The organism is Bradyrhizobium sp. MOS001 (genome assembly GCF_004634465.1).
Classification (GTDB): domain Bacteria; phylum Pseudomonadota; class Alphaproteobacteria; order Rhizobiales; family Xanthobacteraceae; genus Bradyrhizobium; species Bradyrhizobium barranii.
Genome location: NZ_SPVJ01000041.1, coordinates 19,896 through 36,275, shown reverse-complemented (window position 1 = coordinate 36,275; position 16,380 = coordinate 19,896). Strand labels below are relative to the sequence as shown.

Sequence of the window (16,380 nt, the reverse complement as noted above, 5' to 3'; positions counted from 1 at the left end):
ATTGCCGTCGGGCGGGAACGAAGAGGACGATCATGCACAAGCCGGTCACAGGTGAGCCAAAAAGTGTCGCGGCCGCACCATCCGGTCTGCTGGCGCCCGATACATCAGGCATGAATTTCTATCGCGCCGATCCGGCGCTAACGGATCTGTTGCGTATCCATCTGCCGGACACGCTCTTCCGCCACATCGAGCCGCATCTCGATCGCCTCGGCGAACTCGCCGGCGGCCATCTCGACGAATGCGCGCGGCTCGCCGACCGGCACACGCCGGTACTGCACCAGCGCGACAAGTTCGGCCGCGACGTGCAGTGGATCGAATATCACCCGGCCTATCGCGAACTGGAGAACGCCGCGTTCGGCGAGTTCGGCATCCATGCGTTGTCGATCCGCAAGGGCATCATGGGATGGCCGGACAAATATCCCGTCGTGGCCAAGCACGCCTTCACCTTCCTGTTCAACCAGACCGAATTCGGCATGGGCTGCCCGATCAACGTCACCGACGGCTGCGCCAAGCTCTTGGCGAATTTCGGCAGCGAGGCGCTGAAGGCGAAATATCTCGACGGCCTGACCCAGACCGACATGAGCAAGCTGACCCAGGGCGGCCAGTTCATGACCGAGAAGGAGGGCGGCTCCGATGTCGGTACACTGACCACGCGCGCCGCGCAGGAGGGCGACCATTGGCGCCTCCATGGCGAGAAATGGTTCTGCTCGAACGCCGATGCCAAGGTCGTGATGCTGCTGGCGCGTCCCGAAGGCGCCGGCCCCGGCACGCGCGGCGTCGGCCTGTTCCTGATGCCGCGCTTCCTCGACGACGGCTCGCAGAACCACTATCGGATCGTGCGCCTCAAGGACAAGCTCGGCACCCGCTCGATGGCCTCCGGCGAGATCAAGCTCGAAGGCGCGATCGCCTATGCGGTCGGCAAGCTCGACCGCGGCTTTGTGCAGATGGCCGAGATGGTCAATTCGTCGCGGCTCTCCAACGGCGTCAAATCCACCGCACTGATGCGCCGCGCCTATCATGACGCGATGACGGTGGCGAAGAACCGCGTGGTGTTCGGCAAGCGCATCATCGATCTGCCGCTCGGACGCCGGCAGATGCTGAAGATCATGCTGCCGGTCGAGCAGGCGCTGTCGATGAGTTTTCTGACTGCCGACGCGCTCGACCGCGCCGAGGCTGGCAGTCAGGAGGCGGCTGCGCTGCTGCGTATCCTGACCCCGACGCTGAAATTCCGTGCGACGCGCGATGCGCGCAAGGTCTGCGGCGACGCGCTCGAGATGCGCGGCGGCATCGGTTATATCGAGGAATTCGCCACGCCCCGCCTGCTGCGCGATGCGCATCTCGGCTCGGTCTGGGAGGGGACCGGCAACATCGTCGCGATCGATGCGCTCCGGCGCGCGGTCGGCCGCCACGGCGCCGAATCCGCGCTGTCAGCCGATCTGCATGCGCGGCTCGATGATAGCGTGTCGGTCCCGCAGGCCTGGCGCGACAATTTGCGCGGTCTCGTCGATCGTGCCGTCGGCTTCGCGCGCGAGGTCGCGGGCAATTCCGAGAACGAGGCCGATGCGCGGCGTGCGACCAGCCTGCTCTATCACGTCGCAAGCGCGGTCGCGCTCGCCTGGGAAGCGCATCGCATCCAGGAGATGCGCGGCGATGCGCGCCGCCTGCTGCTATCGCGGCTGGTGATCGACCATCGCGTGTCGCCGAGCGATCCGTTCCGGCTGACGGAAAATGCCGCGCAAGCGAAGATCGCCGCGCTGCTGCTCGGCGATCGCGACGCCGGCATGAGCGAGGTTGGCGAACTGGTTCTGGCAGCGTAGGCTGCACGCCACGCTCAAACCAAGAAACGCGATAGGGAGTGCTCGATGAAGGCCGCCGTCCTCTATGAAGTCAATCAGCCGCTGGTCATCGAGGATGTCAGCCTGCCGAAGCCGGGCCCGCGCGAGGTTTTGATCCGCACGGCGGTCGCCGGCCTCTGCCACTCCGACCTGCACTTCATGGAAGGCCTGTATCCGCATCCGTTGCCCGCGGTGCTCGGGCACGAGTCCGCCGGCATCGTCGAGCAGGTCGGCTCCGACGTGACTTACGTAAAGCCCGGCGATCACGTCGTGACGTGCCTGTCGGTGTTTTGCGGCACCTGCGACAATTGCACCACGGGCCGCACCGTGCTCTGCACCGACACCACCGTAAAGCTGCTGCCGGGCGCCTCCAACCGGATGCAATGGTCGAAGTCCGAGAAGCTGCATCAGTTCCTCAACCTCTCGTCCTTCGCCGAGCAGATGCTGGTGCACGAGAATGCGATCGTCAAAATCCGGAAGGAGATGCCGCTCGATCTCGCCGCGCTGATCGGCTGCGGCGTCATCACCGGCTACGGCGCGGTCGTGAACACGGCGAAGGTGACGGCCGGCGAGACCGTGGCCGTGATCGGCTGTGGCGGCGTCGGCATGGCCGCGATCAACGGCGCGCAGATCGCCGGCGCCGGACGCATTATCGCCATCGACACCAATCCGGCAAAGCTGCAGCTCGCGACCAAGCTGGGCGCGACCGACATCATCAATCCCGCCGACGGCGACGTCGTGAAGCAGGTGCGCGACCTCACCAATGGCGGCGTGCATCATTCTTTCGAGGTGCTCGGCCGCAAGGAGACCGCGGAGCAGGCTTTTGGCATGCTGGCGTCCGGCGGCACGGCCACCATCGTCGGCATGATTCCGTTCGGTCAGAAGATCGAGCTGCACGGCTTCGACTTCCTGCGCGAGCGCAGGATCCAGGGCTCATCGATGGGCTCCAACCATTTTCGCGTGGACATGCCGAGGCTGGTCGATTTCTACCTGCGCGGCCGGCTGCACCTCGAGGACTGGATCTCGGCCAAGCTGAAACTGCCGGAGATCAATGAGGGTTTTGCCAACATGAAGGCCGGCAAGACGCTGCGTAGCGTGATTGTGTTTGACAGCTAGCAACCGCAATGACGGTGTCATCGCCCGCGAAAGCGGGCGATCCAGTACTCCGCGGCGGAAGCTGTGTGAACCGACTATTGCCGCGGCGTACTGGATGCCCCGGTCAAGCCGGGGCATGACAGCGGAGTGTGAGGATGGCTGACCTCAACTCACCGCGACACGTGCGCTGACACCGCGAGCCACGTCCCGTTCTTCTTCGTCCAGCAATCCGTGTACCGCCCCGTTGCCTGCTGGCCGTCGGCGGTGGTGTAGCTGGTGGCGGCGTGGATGATGGCAAAATCGCCCATGATGCGGATGATGACATCATGCGCATGCAGATTGCGGATCGCAATCGGCCGTGCCGTCTGCTCCAGGAAGGCGGCGCGGTCGACCAATGTCTTGTCGGGATTGGAGCAAAAGAACTCCGGCGCGAGGATTTCGTCGAAGCGTTTAACGTCGCAGTTTTGCACGGAGGCGACATAGTCGTGGTTGAGCGTGGTGAGCTGGTCGAGGTCTTGGCTCATGACGTTTCTCTCCCTCTATGTTATTTTACTCCGTCATTGCGAGCGTAGCGAAGCAATCCAGAAATGTCTCCGCGGATGCAGTCTGGATTGCTTCGTCGCAAGGGCTCCTCGCAATGACGGGAGGCACTAGTCATTGAACAAAGGGGGCGGCACGAACCCGCCGAATTCGCGCTCGATCAGTTCGGCGAGCTTGAGCGGCGTGCGGTCTTCCAGCCACGGGCCGACGATCTGCACGCCGATGGGTAGTCCATCAGGCGCAAAGCCCGTCGGAATCGCGGTCGAGGGCAGACCGGGGAGCGTCGCGATGCCCGGCCAGGCGAGCTGGTCCGGATAGACGTGCTCCTTGCCGTCGATCTTGATCCGGCGCTTTTCCTGCTCGGGCGAATGGTCGTGGGGATAGGCTGCCGTCGGCATCACCGGGCAGATCACCGCGTCGTACGTCTTGAACAGCTCGCGCCATTGCGCCCGCAGCCGCGTGCGTCCGGCATTTGCCGCCTGCCAGTCGCGATGGTTGAGCGCGATACCGCGCAGCCGTTCGGCAGCCAAGCTGTTGTCGCCCTCTGGCAACGCCGCTGCGGCTGCCTTGGCGCCGGCGTAGACATCCGGCGCGAAGGTCGAGCCGAGGAACGACATCAGCATGCGCATATAGAGCCGCGAGGAGGCCGCGAAATCCGGCAGCAGCCGGCTGCTGCGCTCGATCTTGACGCCAGCCTTGGCGAGATTGTCGGCCAGCCGGTTGATCGTGCCGCGCACGGCGGTGTCGGTCGGCATCACCGGATCGGTGTCGATCACCAGCACGCGGAAATCCCTGAATGCCGTGTGGCGCGCCGCCGGCAGCTCGAGCCGGTAGGCGAGGCCAGCGTCGATCGGATCGGGCCCGGCCATCACGTCGAGCACAAGCGAAAGATCGGCGGCGCTGCGCGCCATCGGGCCGATCACCGAAAGATCGCGCTCGAACGGCAAAGGCGGCAGCGGCGGCGGCGTGTGGCCGCGCATGGCGACGAGGCTGAAGGTCGGCTTGTGCGCATAGATGCCGCAATGGAACGCCGGCACGCGCAGCGAGCCGCCGATGTCGGAGCCAATCGACAGCGGGCCATAGCCCGCGGCGAGCGCGGCAGACGAGCCGCCGGACGAGCCGCCCGGCGTGCGGCCGAGATCGTAGGGGTTGTTGGTGGTGCCGTAGATGTCGTTGTAGCTCTGCCAGTCGCCGAGTCCGAGCGGCACGTTGGTCTTGCCGACGATGACGGTGCCGGCGTCCTTCACCCGCGTGACTGGCAGTGCGTCTTCCTTTGCGACAAAATCCTTCTGCGCGGGAATGCCCCAGGTCGTGGGCAGGCCGGCGACGTTGTAGGATTCCTTCACGGTGATTGGGAGGCCGAGCAGCGGCTTCCGCTCGCCGCGCGCCCGCGCCGCGTCCGCGTCCCGCGCGGCGCTAAGCGCGCGGTCGAAATCCCGGACGCAGATCGCGTTGATCTTGCCGTCGTGACGTTCGATGCGATCGATCGCATCCTGCGTGAGCTCGACCGCGGAGACCTTCTTTGCGGTCAACGCGGCCGACATCTCGACCGCGCTCTTGTAACTCCATTCCGATTTCGCCACGACATGCTCCTGCGCTTCCCTGAAAGGATGATGCGCAGTTTGGCCCAAAGCCGCAACCGCCGTTTGATCGCGATTGATATGCCGGTAGGACGGAACGAGGACAGCCAAGCACAAGGTCGGTGTCATCGCCCGGCTTGACCGGGCGATCCAGTATTCCGAGACGGCTGTGATTGATCGGATAGGCCGCGGCGTACTGGATGCCCCGCTTTCGCGGGGCATGACACCGAGGTAGCTACGCCGCCCCGATCAAGATCCCCACCGCGAGCACGATGGCGCCGCCGAGCACGATCTGGAACACGGCCTGGAGGAACGGGGTGTCCATGTAGCGCGCGCGGATGAAGGCGATTGCCCACAATTCGAAGAACACGACGACGCCGGCGATTCCCGTCGCGATCCAGAATGCGTTCGGCCAGCTGTCTGGGACAAGATAAGGCAGGGTGTGGCCGAGCCCGCCGAGCGTCGTCATCGCGCCGCAGGTGATGCCGCGCAGCCATGGCGAGCCGCGTCCGGTGAGCGAGCCGTCGTCGGACAGCGCCTCCGCAAAGCCCATGCTGATGCCGGCGCCGATCGAGGCGGCGAGGCCGACCAGAAACGTCTGCCAGTTCTGGTGGGTGGCGAAAGCTGCGGCGAACAGCGGCGCCAGCGTCGAGACCGATCCGTCCATCAGGCCGGCGAGGCCCGGCTGCACATATTGCAGCACGAACATCCGCCGTCGCGTGCGATCTTCCTCGGCGCGCACGTCCGGCTTCAGGATTTCGTCGGTCAGCGCGACGGCGCGGTTCTCGTGATGCTTTTCCTCCTCGGCGAGATCGCCGAGCAGGCGGCGCACGCCGACATCCTCGGCCTGCTCGGCGGCCCGCGCGTAGAAGCGCTCGGCCTCGAGCTCCATGGTCTCGACCTCTTTCCGGATGGTGTCGAGCGGCAGGTTTTTCGTCAGCCAGATCGGCCGCCGGCGCAGAAAGCCTTTGACGTTCTCGCGGCGGATCGGCGGCAGGTGCTGGCCGAAGCGTTCCTCATAGAGTTTCAGCAGCCGATGCCGGTGGCCGCGTTCCTCCTCGGCCATCTCCTCGAAAATCTTCGACGTGTCCGGGTAACGCTCGCGCAAGTCCTCGGCGAAGGTCATGTAGATGCGGCTGTCCTCCTCCTCGGAGGAGATCGCGACCGCAAGCACCTCGCGCTCGGTCAGTTCGGCAAAAGTCTTCACGGCGGCCCTGTTTTGATAGTTTAGAATTATTCTAAATTATATAAGGCGCCGGGGTTCCCGGGTCAAATCAGGCGGCTTTTGCGAGGAACTCGAGCAGCAAGCGGCTCACCTCGGCCGGCTGTTCCTGCTGCACCCAATGGCCGGCGCCGTCGACGAGATGGCAGCCGAACATTCTTGTGCATCCGCGCCCCTGCATCGCCTCGAACACGCCCGGGCGCTGATAGGTGCCCCAATCCTGTTTGCCCGAGATGAAGCAGGAGGGCACGTCGATGCTGCGGCCCGCAAACAGCTGCATCTCGCTGTTGAGCATGCCCGACGTGCCGTAGCGGTACCATTGCAAGCCCCCCTGGAATCCGGTGCGGCCGTATTCGGCGCTGTAATAGGCGAGGTCGCTGTCCGGCAGCCATTGGTTGGCGGCGATCGCGGCCGGCGAGGGCATCTCCTTCGCAACCGTCTCCGCCATGGTCTCACCGGCGTCCATCACGTAGTAGGTCGGCAGTTTTGCGAGTTCGCCCGCGGACCACGACGTCAACGGATATGGCTTGTTTTCGGTCCAGTCCGCACTCTTGTGGTGATAGTAAGCGCGCAGGAAATCGTGCACGCCCTGCGGCGCGTGCTGCATGTCGGCGTTGGCCGGACGCGTCGCGTAATACCATTGATAGTGTTTGCGCGGGCGTGGCAGCGCGGCGAGCTCGCGATGCACGGGGTCTTCGACTGCAGGCTTTGCCGGCACATCGACCGTGCCAAACGGCATCGGTGGCGCCCCGCCGAACGGCGCGCTCATCAGCGTCACCGAGCGAAACACGTCGGGCCGGATCATGGCGCACCAGGCCGCGACCGGGCTGCCGAAATCATGCCCGGCGAGATCGACCTGCCGGTAGCCGAACGCCGACACCAGGGCGAGGGCGTCACGCACGAGGTTGAGCAGCGAGAACGGCGTGAGATCGCCGTCGTAATCCGCGGTCCATCCCGTGGTGCGGCCATAGCCGCGCTGGTCCGGCGCGATCACGTGATAGCCGGCCGCAGCCAGCACCGGCATCACCTTGCGCCAGGAGAAGGCGAGCTCAGGAAAGCCGTGCAGCAGCAGGATGCAGGGCCGGCCTTTGGTCTCGAAGCCGGCTTCGAGCACGTGCATGCGCAAGACGTTGATGCCGTCGACATAGCGCGAGCGGATGCCGGCGGGGAGAGGGATGTCGGGGAGTGTTGTCATTGCTTTCTCCACACGGGTGGAATCGTAGGGTGGGCAAAGCGGAGCGTGCCCACCATGCCAAACGCGTTAAGGAATGGTGGGCACGGCGCGCGAAGCGCGCGCCTTTGCCCACCCTACGGCATCTTGCTAAACCGCCGCACACACGAACGCGCTGCCCTTGCGCTTGATCTTCCCAACCGACGGCGAGGGGAAATGCGCGGTGCAGCACAGCGTGTCGGTGTCGCAATAGCGCTCCAGAAGGCTGCGGCGCGTTTTCGCCGCCGCGGCCGGGTCGACGTCGAACTTGATCGACAGCTCCGGATAGAGCGTCTGCAGCGGCGAATGCATGAGGTCGCCGGAGAACACGGCGTCGTCCTTGCCGCGGCCCATCGTGATGGCGATATGGCCGGGCGTATGTCCCGGCGTCGGTAGGATGCGGACGTGATCGCCGATCTGGTGATCGTTGCCGACCAGCTCGTGGCGCCTGGCCTCGACCACCGGCAGCACGCTGTCGGCGAAGGGCGGAATCTCCGCCTTTGCATTCTCCGCGAACCAGTGGTCGTATTCCTGCTTCGCAAAGAGATAGCGCGCCTTGGGGAAGGTCGGCACCCAGCGGCCGTTCTCCAATCGCGTGTTCCAGCCGACGTGATCGACATGCAGATGCGTGCACATCACGAAATCGATGTCGTCGACCGCAAACCCGGCTGCGTTGAGTCCGGGCAAGTACGTGTCGTCGGTCTTCATGTTCCATTTCGGCCGCTGCGGGCGCGGCTTGTCGTTGCCGATGCAGCTGTCGATCAGGATGGTGTGGTGCGGTGTCTTCACCACATAGGACTGGAAGCACAGGAGCAGTACGTCCTGCTCGTCCAGCGCCTTGACCTGCCGCATCCATGCCCGGTTCTCGGCCAGCACCTCGGCCGTCAATCCCGGCAGCATTTCCAGTGCCGGGACGAACGAGGTTTCCTGCTCGATGACGCGATGGATGGTGAGATCGCCGACCGCATATTTCAGGCTCATGCTCGCTTCCCCAGTGATCAGTGCGCGTCGCGCACGGATGGAATGACGATGTTGGTGAGAATGTCGATCGCGGCCAGACCCTCTTTGGGCTGGCCGTATTGCGCGGCGGTCGTCATAATGACGAGATCAAGCTCGGGCACGATGAAGATGCGCTGGCCGCCCCAGCCGAAGGCAGCAACCCATTTGATTTCCTTGTCGCCGGCGAGCGAGCGGCCCATCCACCATTGATAGCCGTAGAACATCGTGCTGCCGAAATAGCCGATCGCCTGGAAGCGCGGCGTGATCGATTGTGCGATCCAGTCGGCCGAGACGATCTGCCGGCCGTTCCACTGGCCGCGATTGAGCACGAGCTGGCCGATCTTCGCCGCATCGCGCGGCCGCAAGCGAAGGCCCGCGGCCGCTGCGATCTTGCCGTTCTTATAGGCTTTCCACTCGAAATCGCTGATCCCGAGCGGCTGGAACAGCACCTCACGAGCAAATGCCTCCAGCGGCTTGCCCGAGACGCGTTCGAGGATGTTGCCGAGCAGTTCAGTCCCGCCGCCATTATAAGTCCACAGCACGTCGGGCGGCGCAGCGACTGGCTTTGCGAGCACATAGCCGATCGGATCGGCCTCAAAGGTGAGATGCGGCTCGTCGTTTTTCGGATCGGTCCAGGACCGTGCCTCGTCCCATTCAATGCCGGAGGACATCGTTAGCAGATGGCGCAGCGTGATGGCCTCCCAGCCCGCCTGCTTCGCCGCCTGATGGTCGGGGAAGAATTTGAGCACGGGCTCGTCGACGCCTTCGATCAGCTTGCGATCGATCGCGATGCCGACGAGCAGCGAAGCGACACTCTTCGATGCCGAACGCATGTCATGCTTCGTCGTCGCGGTGAATTCGTGCTGGCCGTCCGGTTGTCCCCAGGGTTGGTCGTAGCCGGGAAAATACTGCTCGAAGACGAGCTTGCCGTGGCGCACGACGACAACCGAATGGACCGAGGTCGCGCGTTGATCGAGCCGTGCGGCGATGCTGCAGAGCCGCATGCCGTCCATGCCAACGCTGTCGGGCGACGCAGTCGTCCACCCGTCGTCGATTGACGAACGCGATCCACAGGCGAGGTTTTGTCGTCCAGTCGCCATGCCGTCGGCCTGCACGGAAGTGGCTGAGACGGTCAACGCGAGCACGAGGCTCGCGCCGAGAATGCTGAGGCGGGGGAAGCGATCGCGCATCGTCCTTCTCCCCGCAGCCTAGTTTACGCCGTAGGCGGCACCGAGATCTTGACCGAGGGGCGCTCCAGCATCTTCTGGTGGAAGGCGTCGAGTTTCGGATAGGCCTTGCGCCAGCCGCAATCGGCGAAGCGGAAGTCGGCATAGCCGAGCACGCAGACGAGGCCGATCTGCGAGATGTCGAACGGGCCGTTCAAAACTTCGGGCATGTTCTCGAAGCGCGCCATGCCGGTCCAGGCCCGGTTCCAGTGGTCGTCCGACCATGCCTGCCATTGCAGGCCCTGCGGCCGCACCATCTTCTCGTAGCGGCACAGCAGCATGGAATCGAGCATGCCGTTGATCAGGGAGTGATTGGTCTTTGCCTTCCAGCGCCGCGGGCCGTAATCGGGGATCAGGCTGCCGCCGGCCATCTCGTTGAGATATTCGACGATCACGTAGGAATCCAGAATGACGTCGCCGTCATTGGTGATCAGCACCGGCAGCTTCTTCAGCGGCGTGATGCGCGAATAATCCTCATTGACCGTGCCCGGCGCGACGGTCGCGGGCGTCAGCTCGATCTTGTCGATCAGCCCGAGCTCGATCGCGGCGATGCGCACCTTGCGGGCGAAGGGCGAGGCGGCGGAGAAGGAGAGTTTCATGGGGAAATAACCTCTATCCAGACAGACGGTCCTCATCCTGAGGAGCGCGCAGCTTGGCGCGCGTCTCGAAGGATGGACAACGGGAGGTGTTCTTGGGTCACCCGGCGCGAACGTCGGGTGACTGTATTCTTGGCGCATCCTTCGAGACGCGCGCGTTGCGCGCTCCTCAGGATGAGGGCGGAGACCTTACGCCGCCACGATCTCCTGGCGCTGCTCGCCGAGGCCTTCGATGCCGAGCGTAACGACATCGCCGACATTGAGGAAGGTCGGCGGCTTCATGCCGAGACCGACGCCGGGCGGGGTGCCGGTGGTGATGATGTCGCCCGGCAACAGCGTCATGAACTGCGAGACGTAGGAGACGCATTTGGCCATGGAGAAGATCATGGTCTGGGTCGAGCCGGTCTGGCGACGCTGGCCGTTGACGTCGAGCCACATCGACAGGTTCTGGACGTCCTTGATCTCGTCCTTGGTGGCGAGCCACGGGCCGACCGGGCCGAAGGTGTCGTGTGACTTGCCCTTGGTCCACTGACCCAGGCGCTCGGTCTGGAAGGCGCGCTCGGAGACGTCGTTGCAGACGCAATAGCCGGCGACGTAGTTCAGCGCATCGGCTTCCGAGACATATTTGGCGCGGGTGCCGATGATGGCGGCGATCTCGACTTCCCAGTCGAGCTTGGTCGAGCCGCGCGGCTTCTCGACCGCGTCGTTCGGGCCGGACAGCGAGGTGTTGGCCTTCATGAAGATGATCGGCTCGGTCGGGATCGCGGCGCCGGTTTCTTTGGCGTGGTCGCTGTAGTTGAGGCCGATGGCGACGAATTTCGAGATGCCGGTGACGGGCGCGCCGAAGCGCGGCTTGCCGGAGACGGCGGGCAGGGAGGCCGGGTCAAGGCTCGCCAGCTTCTTCAGGGATTCCGGCGAATAGGCCTCGCCGGTCAGGTCCTTCACGTGCGCCGACAGGTCGCGCAATTGGCCGGATTTGTCGATCAGGCCGGGCTTTTCCGCACCCTTTTCGCCATAACGAATAAGCTTCATTCTCGTTTCTCCCTGGAGATGGACCGATCGGTTAAATAGCTTCATGGAACAGGGCGGCGGGAAATTCAACCGCTCAAAGTGGGGCGCATTGCAGCCCTTCCTTTGTAGGGTGGGCAAAGGCGCGGAGCGCCGTGCCCACCAATTCTTTTTGATGGCCCGGTATGGTGGGCACGCGGAGCCTGTCATCGGGCGCGCATTCGCGCGACCCGGTGGCTTTGCCCACCCTACGATTGCAGCGCCACAAATTTGAACGCATCCCCGTCCCGCTTGATGTGCCCGGCCGAGAAATGGCCGCCGATCACCAGCGTCGGGGTATCGGCAAAGCGCGAGAACACCTTGTGCCGGGTTTCCGCCGACTGGGCGGTATCGGTGTCGACGACCGAGCACCAGTCGAGATGCGCCATCTGGCAGGGGTGATGGGCGACGTCGCCGCTGAGCAACCCTTGTTCGCCGCCGGACTCGATCAGGACGCTCATATGCCCGGGGCTGTGGCCGGGGGTCGGGATCACGCTGATCTCCTCGCAGAGCCGGTGATCGCTCGGGATCAACTCGGCCAGGCCCGCATCGACGACCGGCTTCACGGAATCCTTGAACACCGCGACCTTGTCCGGCTCGGCCGTATAGTCGCGCCAATATTCGTACTCGGTCTTGCCGAACAGGTAGCGCGCCCTGGGGAAAGTCGGCACCCATTTGCCATCGACGAGCCTCGTATTCCAGCCGACATGATCGACATGAAGATGCGTGCACAGCACGGTGTCGATGCTGTCAGGGGGAAAGCCCGCTGCCGTCATCGTCTCCAGAAACGGCGTGCTGCGGTTATTCCAGACCGGGACACCGCGACCCTGCTTGTCGTTGCCAAGGCCGGTGTCGACCACGATGCGGCGCGTCGGCATCTCCACCACCAGCGAGTGGATCGACATTTTCAGCCGGCCCTCCTCGGTGGCGAAATGCGGGATCAGCCAGGGCAGCTTCTGGATCTCGTCATTGGTCGCGGCCGGCAGGATGAAGCGGGTCGAGCCGACCGTCTCCATTTCCACGATCTTGGTGATTTTGACCTTGCCCACGGTCCACGGCATGCGGCGATCCCAATTTTCTTGCTTTCGCGAAAGATGCGGCCTTCCGCCGTCGAACGCAATGGATCATCTGTCGCGATGTTGCGTTATCGGGGGAACCCCGAGACAGCCAGAGAGAGCGACGATGCCAGAGCTTGCCATTTCCGCCGAGAAGGTCGCCTTCATCATCGAGAAGGCCCGCGAATTCGACGTCAAGGAGGCGGCGTCCGACCCTGACTCGGGCTCCAATCCCTCTGATGATGACGAGATCGACGTGCTCGAGGACACCAATTCCGACCCGGTCGCAGCCGAGCTCTCCGGTTTCATCCGCGCGCTGAACGAGGACGAGCAGCTCGACCTCGTCACGATGATGTGGCTCGGCCGCGGCGACGGCGAAGTGGAGGAGTGGGACGATCTGCGTGCCCGCGCCGCCGAGGCGCGCGGTGAATACAAGAACCCGCGTCGTGAAACGGTGCAATATCTGCTGGGCGAGCCGATGCTGGGCGATCTGCTCGCCGATGGCATGGACGAACTCGGCATCGACTGGACCGACGAGCGGACCACGCCGGTATCCTAAGTCGTCATCGCGCGCAGTCGACGATCACGGTGCCGAGCTTGTCACCCTTCTCGACCGCGAGATGCGCCTGCGCGGTATCCGATAGCGCGAACTGCGCCGCGACGTTGTGAATGCGCGGCCCTGCCGCCAGCCATTTCGTGATGTCGGCCTGCGCCGCCGCGAGCAGCGCCGGCGGCAGCGCGAACAGCACCAGCGTCCGGAGCGTGATGCACTTCTCCATCAGTTCGCGCATCGGCACCGTGGGTGTGCGGTTGCCGTTGGTGGCGTAGACGGCGATCGTCGAATTGAGCGCCATCAGCTTCAACGTGGTCGCGATGTTGCCGCCGAAATCGACATCGACCACGCGATCGACACCACGTCCGCCGGTGAACGCCATCGCCTTGGCAACGACGTCCTCGTCCCTGTAATTGACCACGAGATCGGCGCCCGCGCGCCGGGCCTGCTCGCCCTTCATCGCCGAGCTGACGGTCGCGATCACCTGCGCGCCGCCCCATTTGGCGAGCTGCACGGCATAATGGCCAACCGCGCCGGCGCCGCCGGTGACAAGCACGGTCTTGCCGACGATCGGCCCGTCCGCAAACAGGCTGCACCACGCGGTCATCGCGGGAATGCCGAGCGTTGCACCTTCCGCAAAGGAAAGATGATCCGGCAGCGGCGTCACCAGCTGCTCGGCGAGCGCGATATATTCGGCCGCCGTGCCGAAGGCGCGGCCGTTGCGCTGGCCGTTGAACAGCCAGACCCGGTCGCCGACCTTGAAGCGCGTTACGCCGTCGCCGATCTGGTCGACAAAACCCGCGCCGTCGCTGTTCGGGATGACGCGCGAAAATTCCATCGCGCGATAGCTGCCGCCGCGCCGGCCGACATCGGCCGGATTGACGCCGGAGGCTTCCAGGCGAATGCGAACTTCGCCTGGGCCAGCGACCGGCGTCGCCATCTCACCATAGGTGAGGACATCCGCCGCCGGTCCTGTTTGCTCGTACCAGACTGCTCTCACAGCGTTCCGGGGAAGGCGCCGCCGTCGAGCAAGATGTTCTGGCCCGTGATGAAGCCGGCCTTGGCGCCGCAGAGGAAGGCGCAGGCATAGCCGAACTCGTCGGGCTGGCCGAAGCGGCCGGCGGGGTTGAGCTTGGCGCGCTCGGCCAGGATCTGCTCCGGCGTCGTGCCGCGCTTGTCGGCCTCGGCCTTTGCGGTGCCGGTCAGGCGGTCGGTCTCGAACGGACCCGGCAACAGGCCGTTGATGGTGACATTATTGATCACGGTCTTGCGCGACAGGCCGGCGATGAAGCCGGTCAGGCCGGCGCGCGCGCCGTTGGAGAGGCCGAGGATGTCGATCGGCGCCTTCACCGCCGCCGAGGTGATGTTGACGATGCGGCCGAACTTGCGCGCCATCATGCCGTCGACGGTCGACTTGATCAGCTCGATCGGCGTGAGCATGTTGGCGTCGATCGCCTTGATCCAGTCGTCGCGGGTCCAGTTGCGGAAATCGCCGGGCGGCGGGCCGCCGGCATTGTTGATCAAGATGTCCGGCTCGGGGCAGGCCTTCAGCACGGCCTCGCGGCCCGCAGGCGTCGTGATGTCGCCGACGATCTCGGTGACCTTCACGCCAGGATAGGCCTTGCGGATGTCGTCGGCCGTCTTCTTCAGGGCTTCGGCGCCCCGCGCGGTCAGCGTGACGTCAACGCCGGCTTCCGCCAGCGAGATGGCGCAGGCGCGGCCGAGGCCCTTGCTGGATGCGCAGACGATGGCGCGGCGACCTTTGATCCCAAGATCCACTGTTTCACTCCCGTAATGTCAGGCAGGTTTTAGACAGGCCGCACTCTAGCCAATCGTGGCGCCGCTGATAAGGGAGGGGGCCGCGTCAAAATGCATGGCGCGGTCGCGCGGCGATGCAAATGTGCGGGCATGATCCGGAAAAGTGTGCAGCGGTCTTCCGAAAAGATCATGCCCAGACAATAAGCTAGATACGCCGTTCCTGCTTGAGGCGGTCGATCGCGGCCGCGGCCTCCGGCGGCAATGTCTTGAAGCCCATCTTGCCGGCCGCCGAGAACAGCGGCCGCAGATGCGAACCGGCGAGGAACGGCGGCTGGCGGTTGGCCGGCACGATCTGGTCGAACACCAGCACCAGCGTGGTGGCGACGAGGCCGACCCTGACGGCGCCGAGTGCGGCGCCGGCGAGCCGGTCGCCGATCCCGGCTTCGCGTATCGTGTCGTTCAGCGCGAGGCGGCCGATATAACCAAGGAGCATGCCGACGACCACGAAGATGCCGAAGAACCAGATCCAGTTTTGCAGCAGTGGCGCGTTCGGATTGGTCGCGACCTGCGGCACGATCAACGGCATCAGCGCGACGGCGATGGGAGCGGCCAGGAGATAGGCGAGAATGGTCATGGCGCTGCCGAGCAGGCCGGTCCTGAAACCGAAGCCGATCGCGACGACGAGTGCCGCATAGAGCGCGAGATCGAAACTGTTCATGAGCGTCAGGCCTGCCTCGATGGAACGAATGAACGCCGGACCGATCATTCCGGTTTCAGATCGTTAAAATCGTCTGTATTGGTGGCTCCAAAGCTCAGGGAAAACACTCAAGGCAAGCGTCATGTCAGACTTATTCGACGTCAGTCAAGAAACCATCCTAGTGACGGGCGCGAGCCAGGGGCTGGGGCGGCAATTTGCCCGGGTTCTGGCGGACCATGGCGCGGCCGTCGCGCTCGCCGCGCGGCAGGCCGACAAGCTGAAGAGCCTGGAGGAGGAGATCCGCGGCAAGGGCGGCCGCGCTGCCGCGGTCGCGCTCGACGTCACTGACATGTCATCGATCGCCAAGGCCGTGGATGCCACGGAAGCCGCGCTCGGTCCGATCACGGTGCTGATCAACAATGCCGGCATCGCCATCGAGAAGCTCGCGACCGAGCAGACCGAAGCCGATTGGGACGCCGTGATCGGCGCCAATCTGAAAGGCGCTTATTTCCTCGCGACCGAAGTCGCGCGCCGCATGATCGCGCGCAAGCAGGAAGGCAACATCGTCAACATCGCTTCCGTGCTCGGCACCGGCGTGCTGAAAGCGGTGTCGCCCTATGCGATCTCCAAGGCCGGTATCCTCCAGGCGACCAGGGCGATGGCGCTGGAGCTCGCAGGCCAGAACATCCGCATCAACGCGCTGGCGCCAGGCTATATCGATACCGAAATGAATCACGCCTTCTGGTCGACGCCCGCGGGCGAGCGATTGGCCAAACGCATCCCGCAGCGCCGCGTCGGCGCCGAGTCCGATCTCGATGGCGCGATCCTGCTGCTGGCGTCACGGGCGTCGCGGTACATGACGGGGAGTGTCATCACTGTCGATGGTGGTTTCCTGCTGAATTGAGCCCGACTTCGCCTCTCCCCGCAAGCGGGGAGAGGCCGGAGTTTGCGAGAGCAAATTCCGGGT

The 16,380-nt window shown here is 64.5% G+C and carries 16 protein-coding genes; 4 read left to right on the top strand and 12 right to left on the bottom strand.

From position 1 onward, the window contains the following. Positions 1–32 precede the first annotated feature (32 nt). Both CT676_RS33570 and CT676_RS33565 read left to right on the top strand, forming a co-directional pair. Positions 33–1,817: an acyl-CoA dehydrogenase family protein gene (locus CT676_RS33570; RefSeq protein ID WP_085403462.1), complete on the top strand. Its 1,785-nt coding sequence runs from the start codon at positions 33–35 to the stop codon at positions 1,815–1,817. Positions 1,818–1,862: 45 nt separating this feature from the next. After that, positions 1,863–2,951: a Zn-dependent alcohol dehydrogenase gene (locus CT676_RS33565; RefSeq protein ID WP_085403463.1), complete on the top strand. Its 1,089-nt coding sequence runs from the start codon at positions 1,863–1,865 to the stop codon at positions 2,949–2,951. Positions 2,952–3,100: 149 nt separating this feature from the next. Here CT676_RS33565 and CT676_RS33560 read toward each other — a convergent pair whose 3' ends face one another. The 9 genes from CT676_RS33560 to CT676_RS33515 all read right to left on the bottom strand — a co-directional run bounded on the left by CT676_RS33560 (position 3,101) and on the right by CT676_RS33515 (position 12,411). Beyond that, positions 3,101–3,454: a nuclear transport factor 2 family protein gene (locus tag CT676_RS33560; protein WP_085403464.1), complete on the bottom strand. Its 354-nt coding sequence runs from the start codon at positions 3,452–3,454 to the stop codon at positions 3,101–3,103. Positions 3,455–3,580: 126 nt separating this feature from the next. Then, a complete protein-coding gene (locus CT676_RS33555) occupies positions 3,581–5,053 on the bottom strand; it encodes an amidase (RefSeq protein ID WP_085403573.1) in 1,473 nt (490 codons plus the stop codon). A gap of 232 nt (positions 5,054–5,285) precedes the next feature. Beyond that, a complete protein-coding gene (mbfA, locus tag CT676_RS33545) occupies positions 5,286–6,257 on the bottom strand; it encodes an iron exporter MbfA (RefSeq protein WP_085403465.1) in 972 nt (323 codons plus the stop codon). Between the two features lie 67 nt (positions 6,258–6,324). Then, positions 6,325–7,467 carry an alpha/beta hydrolase gene (locus CT676_RS33540; protein ID WP_085403466.1) on the bottom strand — a complete coding sequence of 381 codons (1,143 nt, stop codon included), beginning with the start codon at positions 7,465–7,467 and terminating at the stop codon, positions 6,325–6,327. Between the two features lie 126 nt (positions 7,468–7,593). Then, on the bottom strand, positions 7,594–8,463 hold the full coding sequence (locus tag CT676_RS33535; protein WP_135216237.1) for an MBL fold metallo-hydrolase: 870 nt from the start codon (positions 8,461–8,463) through the stop codon (positions 7,594–7,596). 17 nt (positions 8,464–8,480) lie between these two features. Then, complete coding sequence (locus CT676_RS33530; RefSeq protein WP_085403468.1) at positions 8,481–9,671, bottom strand: serine hydrolase; 1,191 nt, start codon at positions 9,669–9,671, stop codon at positions 8,481–8,483. A gap of 23 nt (positions 9,672–9,694) precedes the next feature. Then, positions 9,695–10,306 carry a glutathione S-transferase family protein gene (locus CT676_RS33525; protein ID WP_085403469.1) on the bottom strand — a complete coding sequence of 204 codons (612 nt, stop codon included), beginning with the start codon at positions 10,304–10,306 and terminating at the stop codon, positions 9,695–9,697. A gap of 186 nt (positions 10,307–10,492) precedes the next feature. After that, complete coding sequence (locus CT676_RS33520) at positions 10,493–11,335, bottom strand: fumarylacetoacetate hydrolase family protein (RefSeq protein WP_085403470.1); 843 nt, start codon at positions 11,333–11,335, stop codon at positions 10,493–10,495. Between the two features lie 224 nt (positions 11,336–11,559). Further along, positions 11,560–12,411, bottom strand: coding sequence for an MBL fold metallo-hydrolase (locus CT676_RS33515; protein WP_085403471.1), 852 nt, complete (start codon positions 12,409–12,411; stop codon positions 11,560–11,562). Between the two features lie 121 nt (positions 12,412–12,532). Between CT676_RS33515 and CT676_RS33510 the strand changes: the two genes are divergently transcribed. Further along, complete coding sequence (locus CT676_RS33510; protein WP_028149244.1) at positions 12,533–12,964, top strand: DUF3775 domain-containing protein; 432 nt, start codon at positions 12,533–12,535, stop codon at positions 12,962–12,964. A 4-nt stretch (positions 12,965–12,968) separates the two neighbouring features. Here the strand turns inward: CT676_RS33510 and CT676_RS33505 are convergent, their stop codons facing one another. From CT676_RS33505 to CT676_RS33495, 3 genes are all read right to left on the bottom strand, one after another. Then, positions 12,969–13,958 carry an NADPH:quinone reductase gene (locus CT676_RS33505; protein ID WP_085403472.1) on the bottom strand — a complete coding sequence of 330 codons (990 nt, stop codon included), beginning with the start codon at positions 13,956–13,958 and terminating at the stop codon, positions 12,969–12,971. Further along, a complete protein-coding gene (locus tag CT676_RS33500; protein ID WP_014498394.1) occupies positions 13,955–14,737 on the bottom strand; it encodes an SDR family oxidoreductase in 783 nt (260 codons plus the stop codon). The genes CT676_RS33505 and CT676_RS33500 overlap by 4 nt, the downstream gene beginning before the upstream one ends. A gap of 184 nt (positions 14,738–14,921) precedes the next feature. After that, positions 14,922–15,434, bottom strand: a complete 513-nt coding sequence (locus tag CT676_RS33495; protein ID WP_135216243.1) for a CvpA family protein — start codon at positions 15,432–15,434, stop codon at positions 14,922–14,924. Positions 15,435–15,555: 121 nt separating this feature from the next. On the opposite strand from CT676_RS33495, the gene CT676_RS33490 reads away from it, so the two are divergent. Then, on the top strand, positions 15,556–16,317 hold the full coding sequence (locus CT676_RS33490; RefSeq protein WP_085403473.1) for an SDR family oxidoreductase: 762 nt from the start codon (positions 15,556–15,558) through the stop codon (positions 16,315–16,317). The last annotated feature ends 63 nt before the right edge of the window (positions 16,318–16,380 follow it).

Coding starts and splice junctions, on each gene's coding strand:
- CT676_RS33570 (WP_085403462.1), top strand. CDS start 33: ATGCACAAGCCGGTCACAGGTGAGCCAAAAAGTGTCGCGGCCGCACCA.
- CT676_RS33565 (WP_085403463.1), top strand. CDS start 1,863: ATGAAGGCCGCCGTCCTCTATGAAGTCAATCAGCCGCTGGTCATCGAG.
- CT676_RS33560 (WP_085403464.1), bottom strand. CDS start 3,454: ATGAGCCAAGACCTCGACCAGCTCACCACGCTCAACCACGACTATGTC.
- CT676_RS33540 (WP_085403466.1), bottom strand. CDS start 7,467: ATGACAACACTCCCCGACATCCCTCTCCCCGCCGGCATCCGCTCGCGC.
- CT676_RS33535 (WP_135216237.1), bottom strand. CDS start 8,463: ATGAGCCTGAAATATGCGGTCGGCGATCTCACCATCCATCGCGTCATC.
- CT676_RS33530 (WP_085403468.1), bottom strand. CDS start 9,671: ATGCGCGATCGCTTCCCCCGCCTCAGCATTCTCGGCGCGAGCCTCGTG.
- CT676_RS33525 (WP_085403469.1), bottom strand. CDS start 10,306: ATGAAACTCTCCTTCTCCGCCGCCTCGCCCTTCGCCCGCAAGGTGCGC.
- CT676_RS33520 (WP_085403470.1), bottom strand. CDS start 11,335: ATGAAGCTTATTCGTTATGGCGAAAAGGGTGCGGAAAAGCCCGGCCTG.
- CT676_RS33515 (WP_085403471.1), bottom strand. CDS start 12,411: ATGCCGTGGACCGTGGGCAAGGTCAAAATCACCAAGATCGTGGAAATG.
- CT676_RS33510 (WP_028149244.1), top strand. CDS start 12,533: ATGCCAGAGCTTGCCATTTCCGCCGAGAAGGTCGCCTTCATCATCGAG.
- CT676_RS33495 (WP_135216243.1), bottom strand. CDS start 15,434: ATGAACAGTTTCGATCTCGCGCTCTATGCGGCACTCGTCGTCGCGATC.
- CT676_RS33490 (WP_085403473.1), top strand. CDS start 15,556: ATGTCAGACTTATTCGACGTCAGTCAAGAAACCATCCTAGTGACGGGC.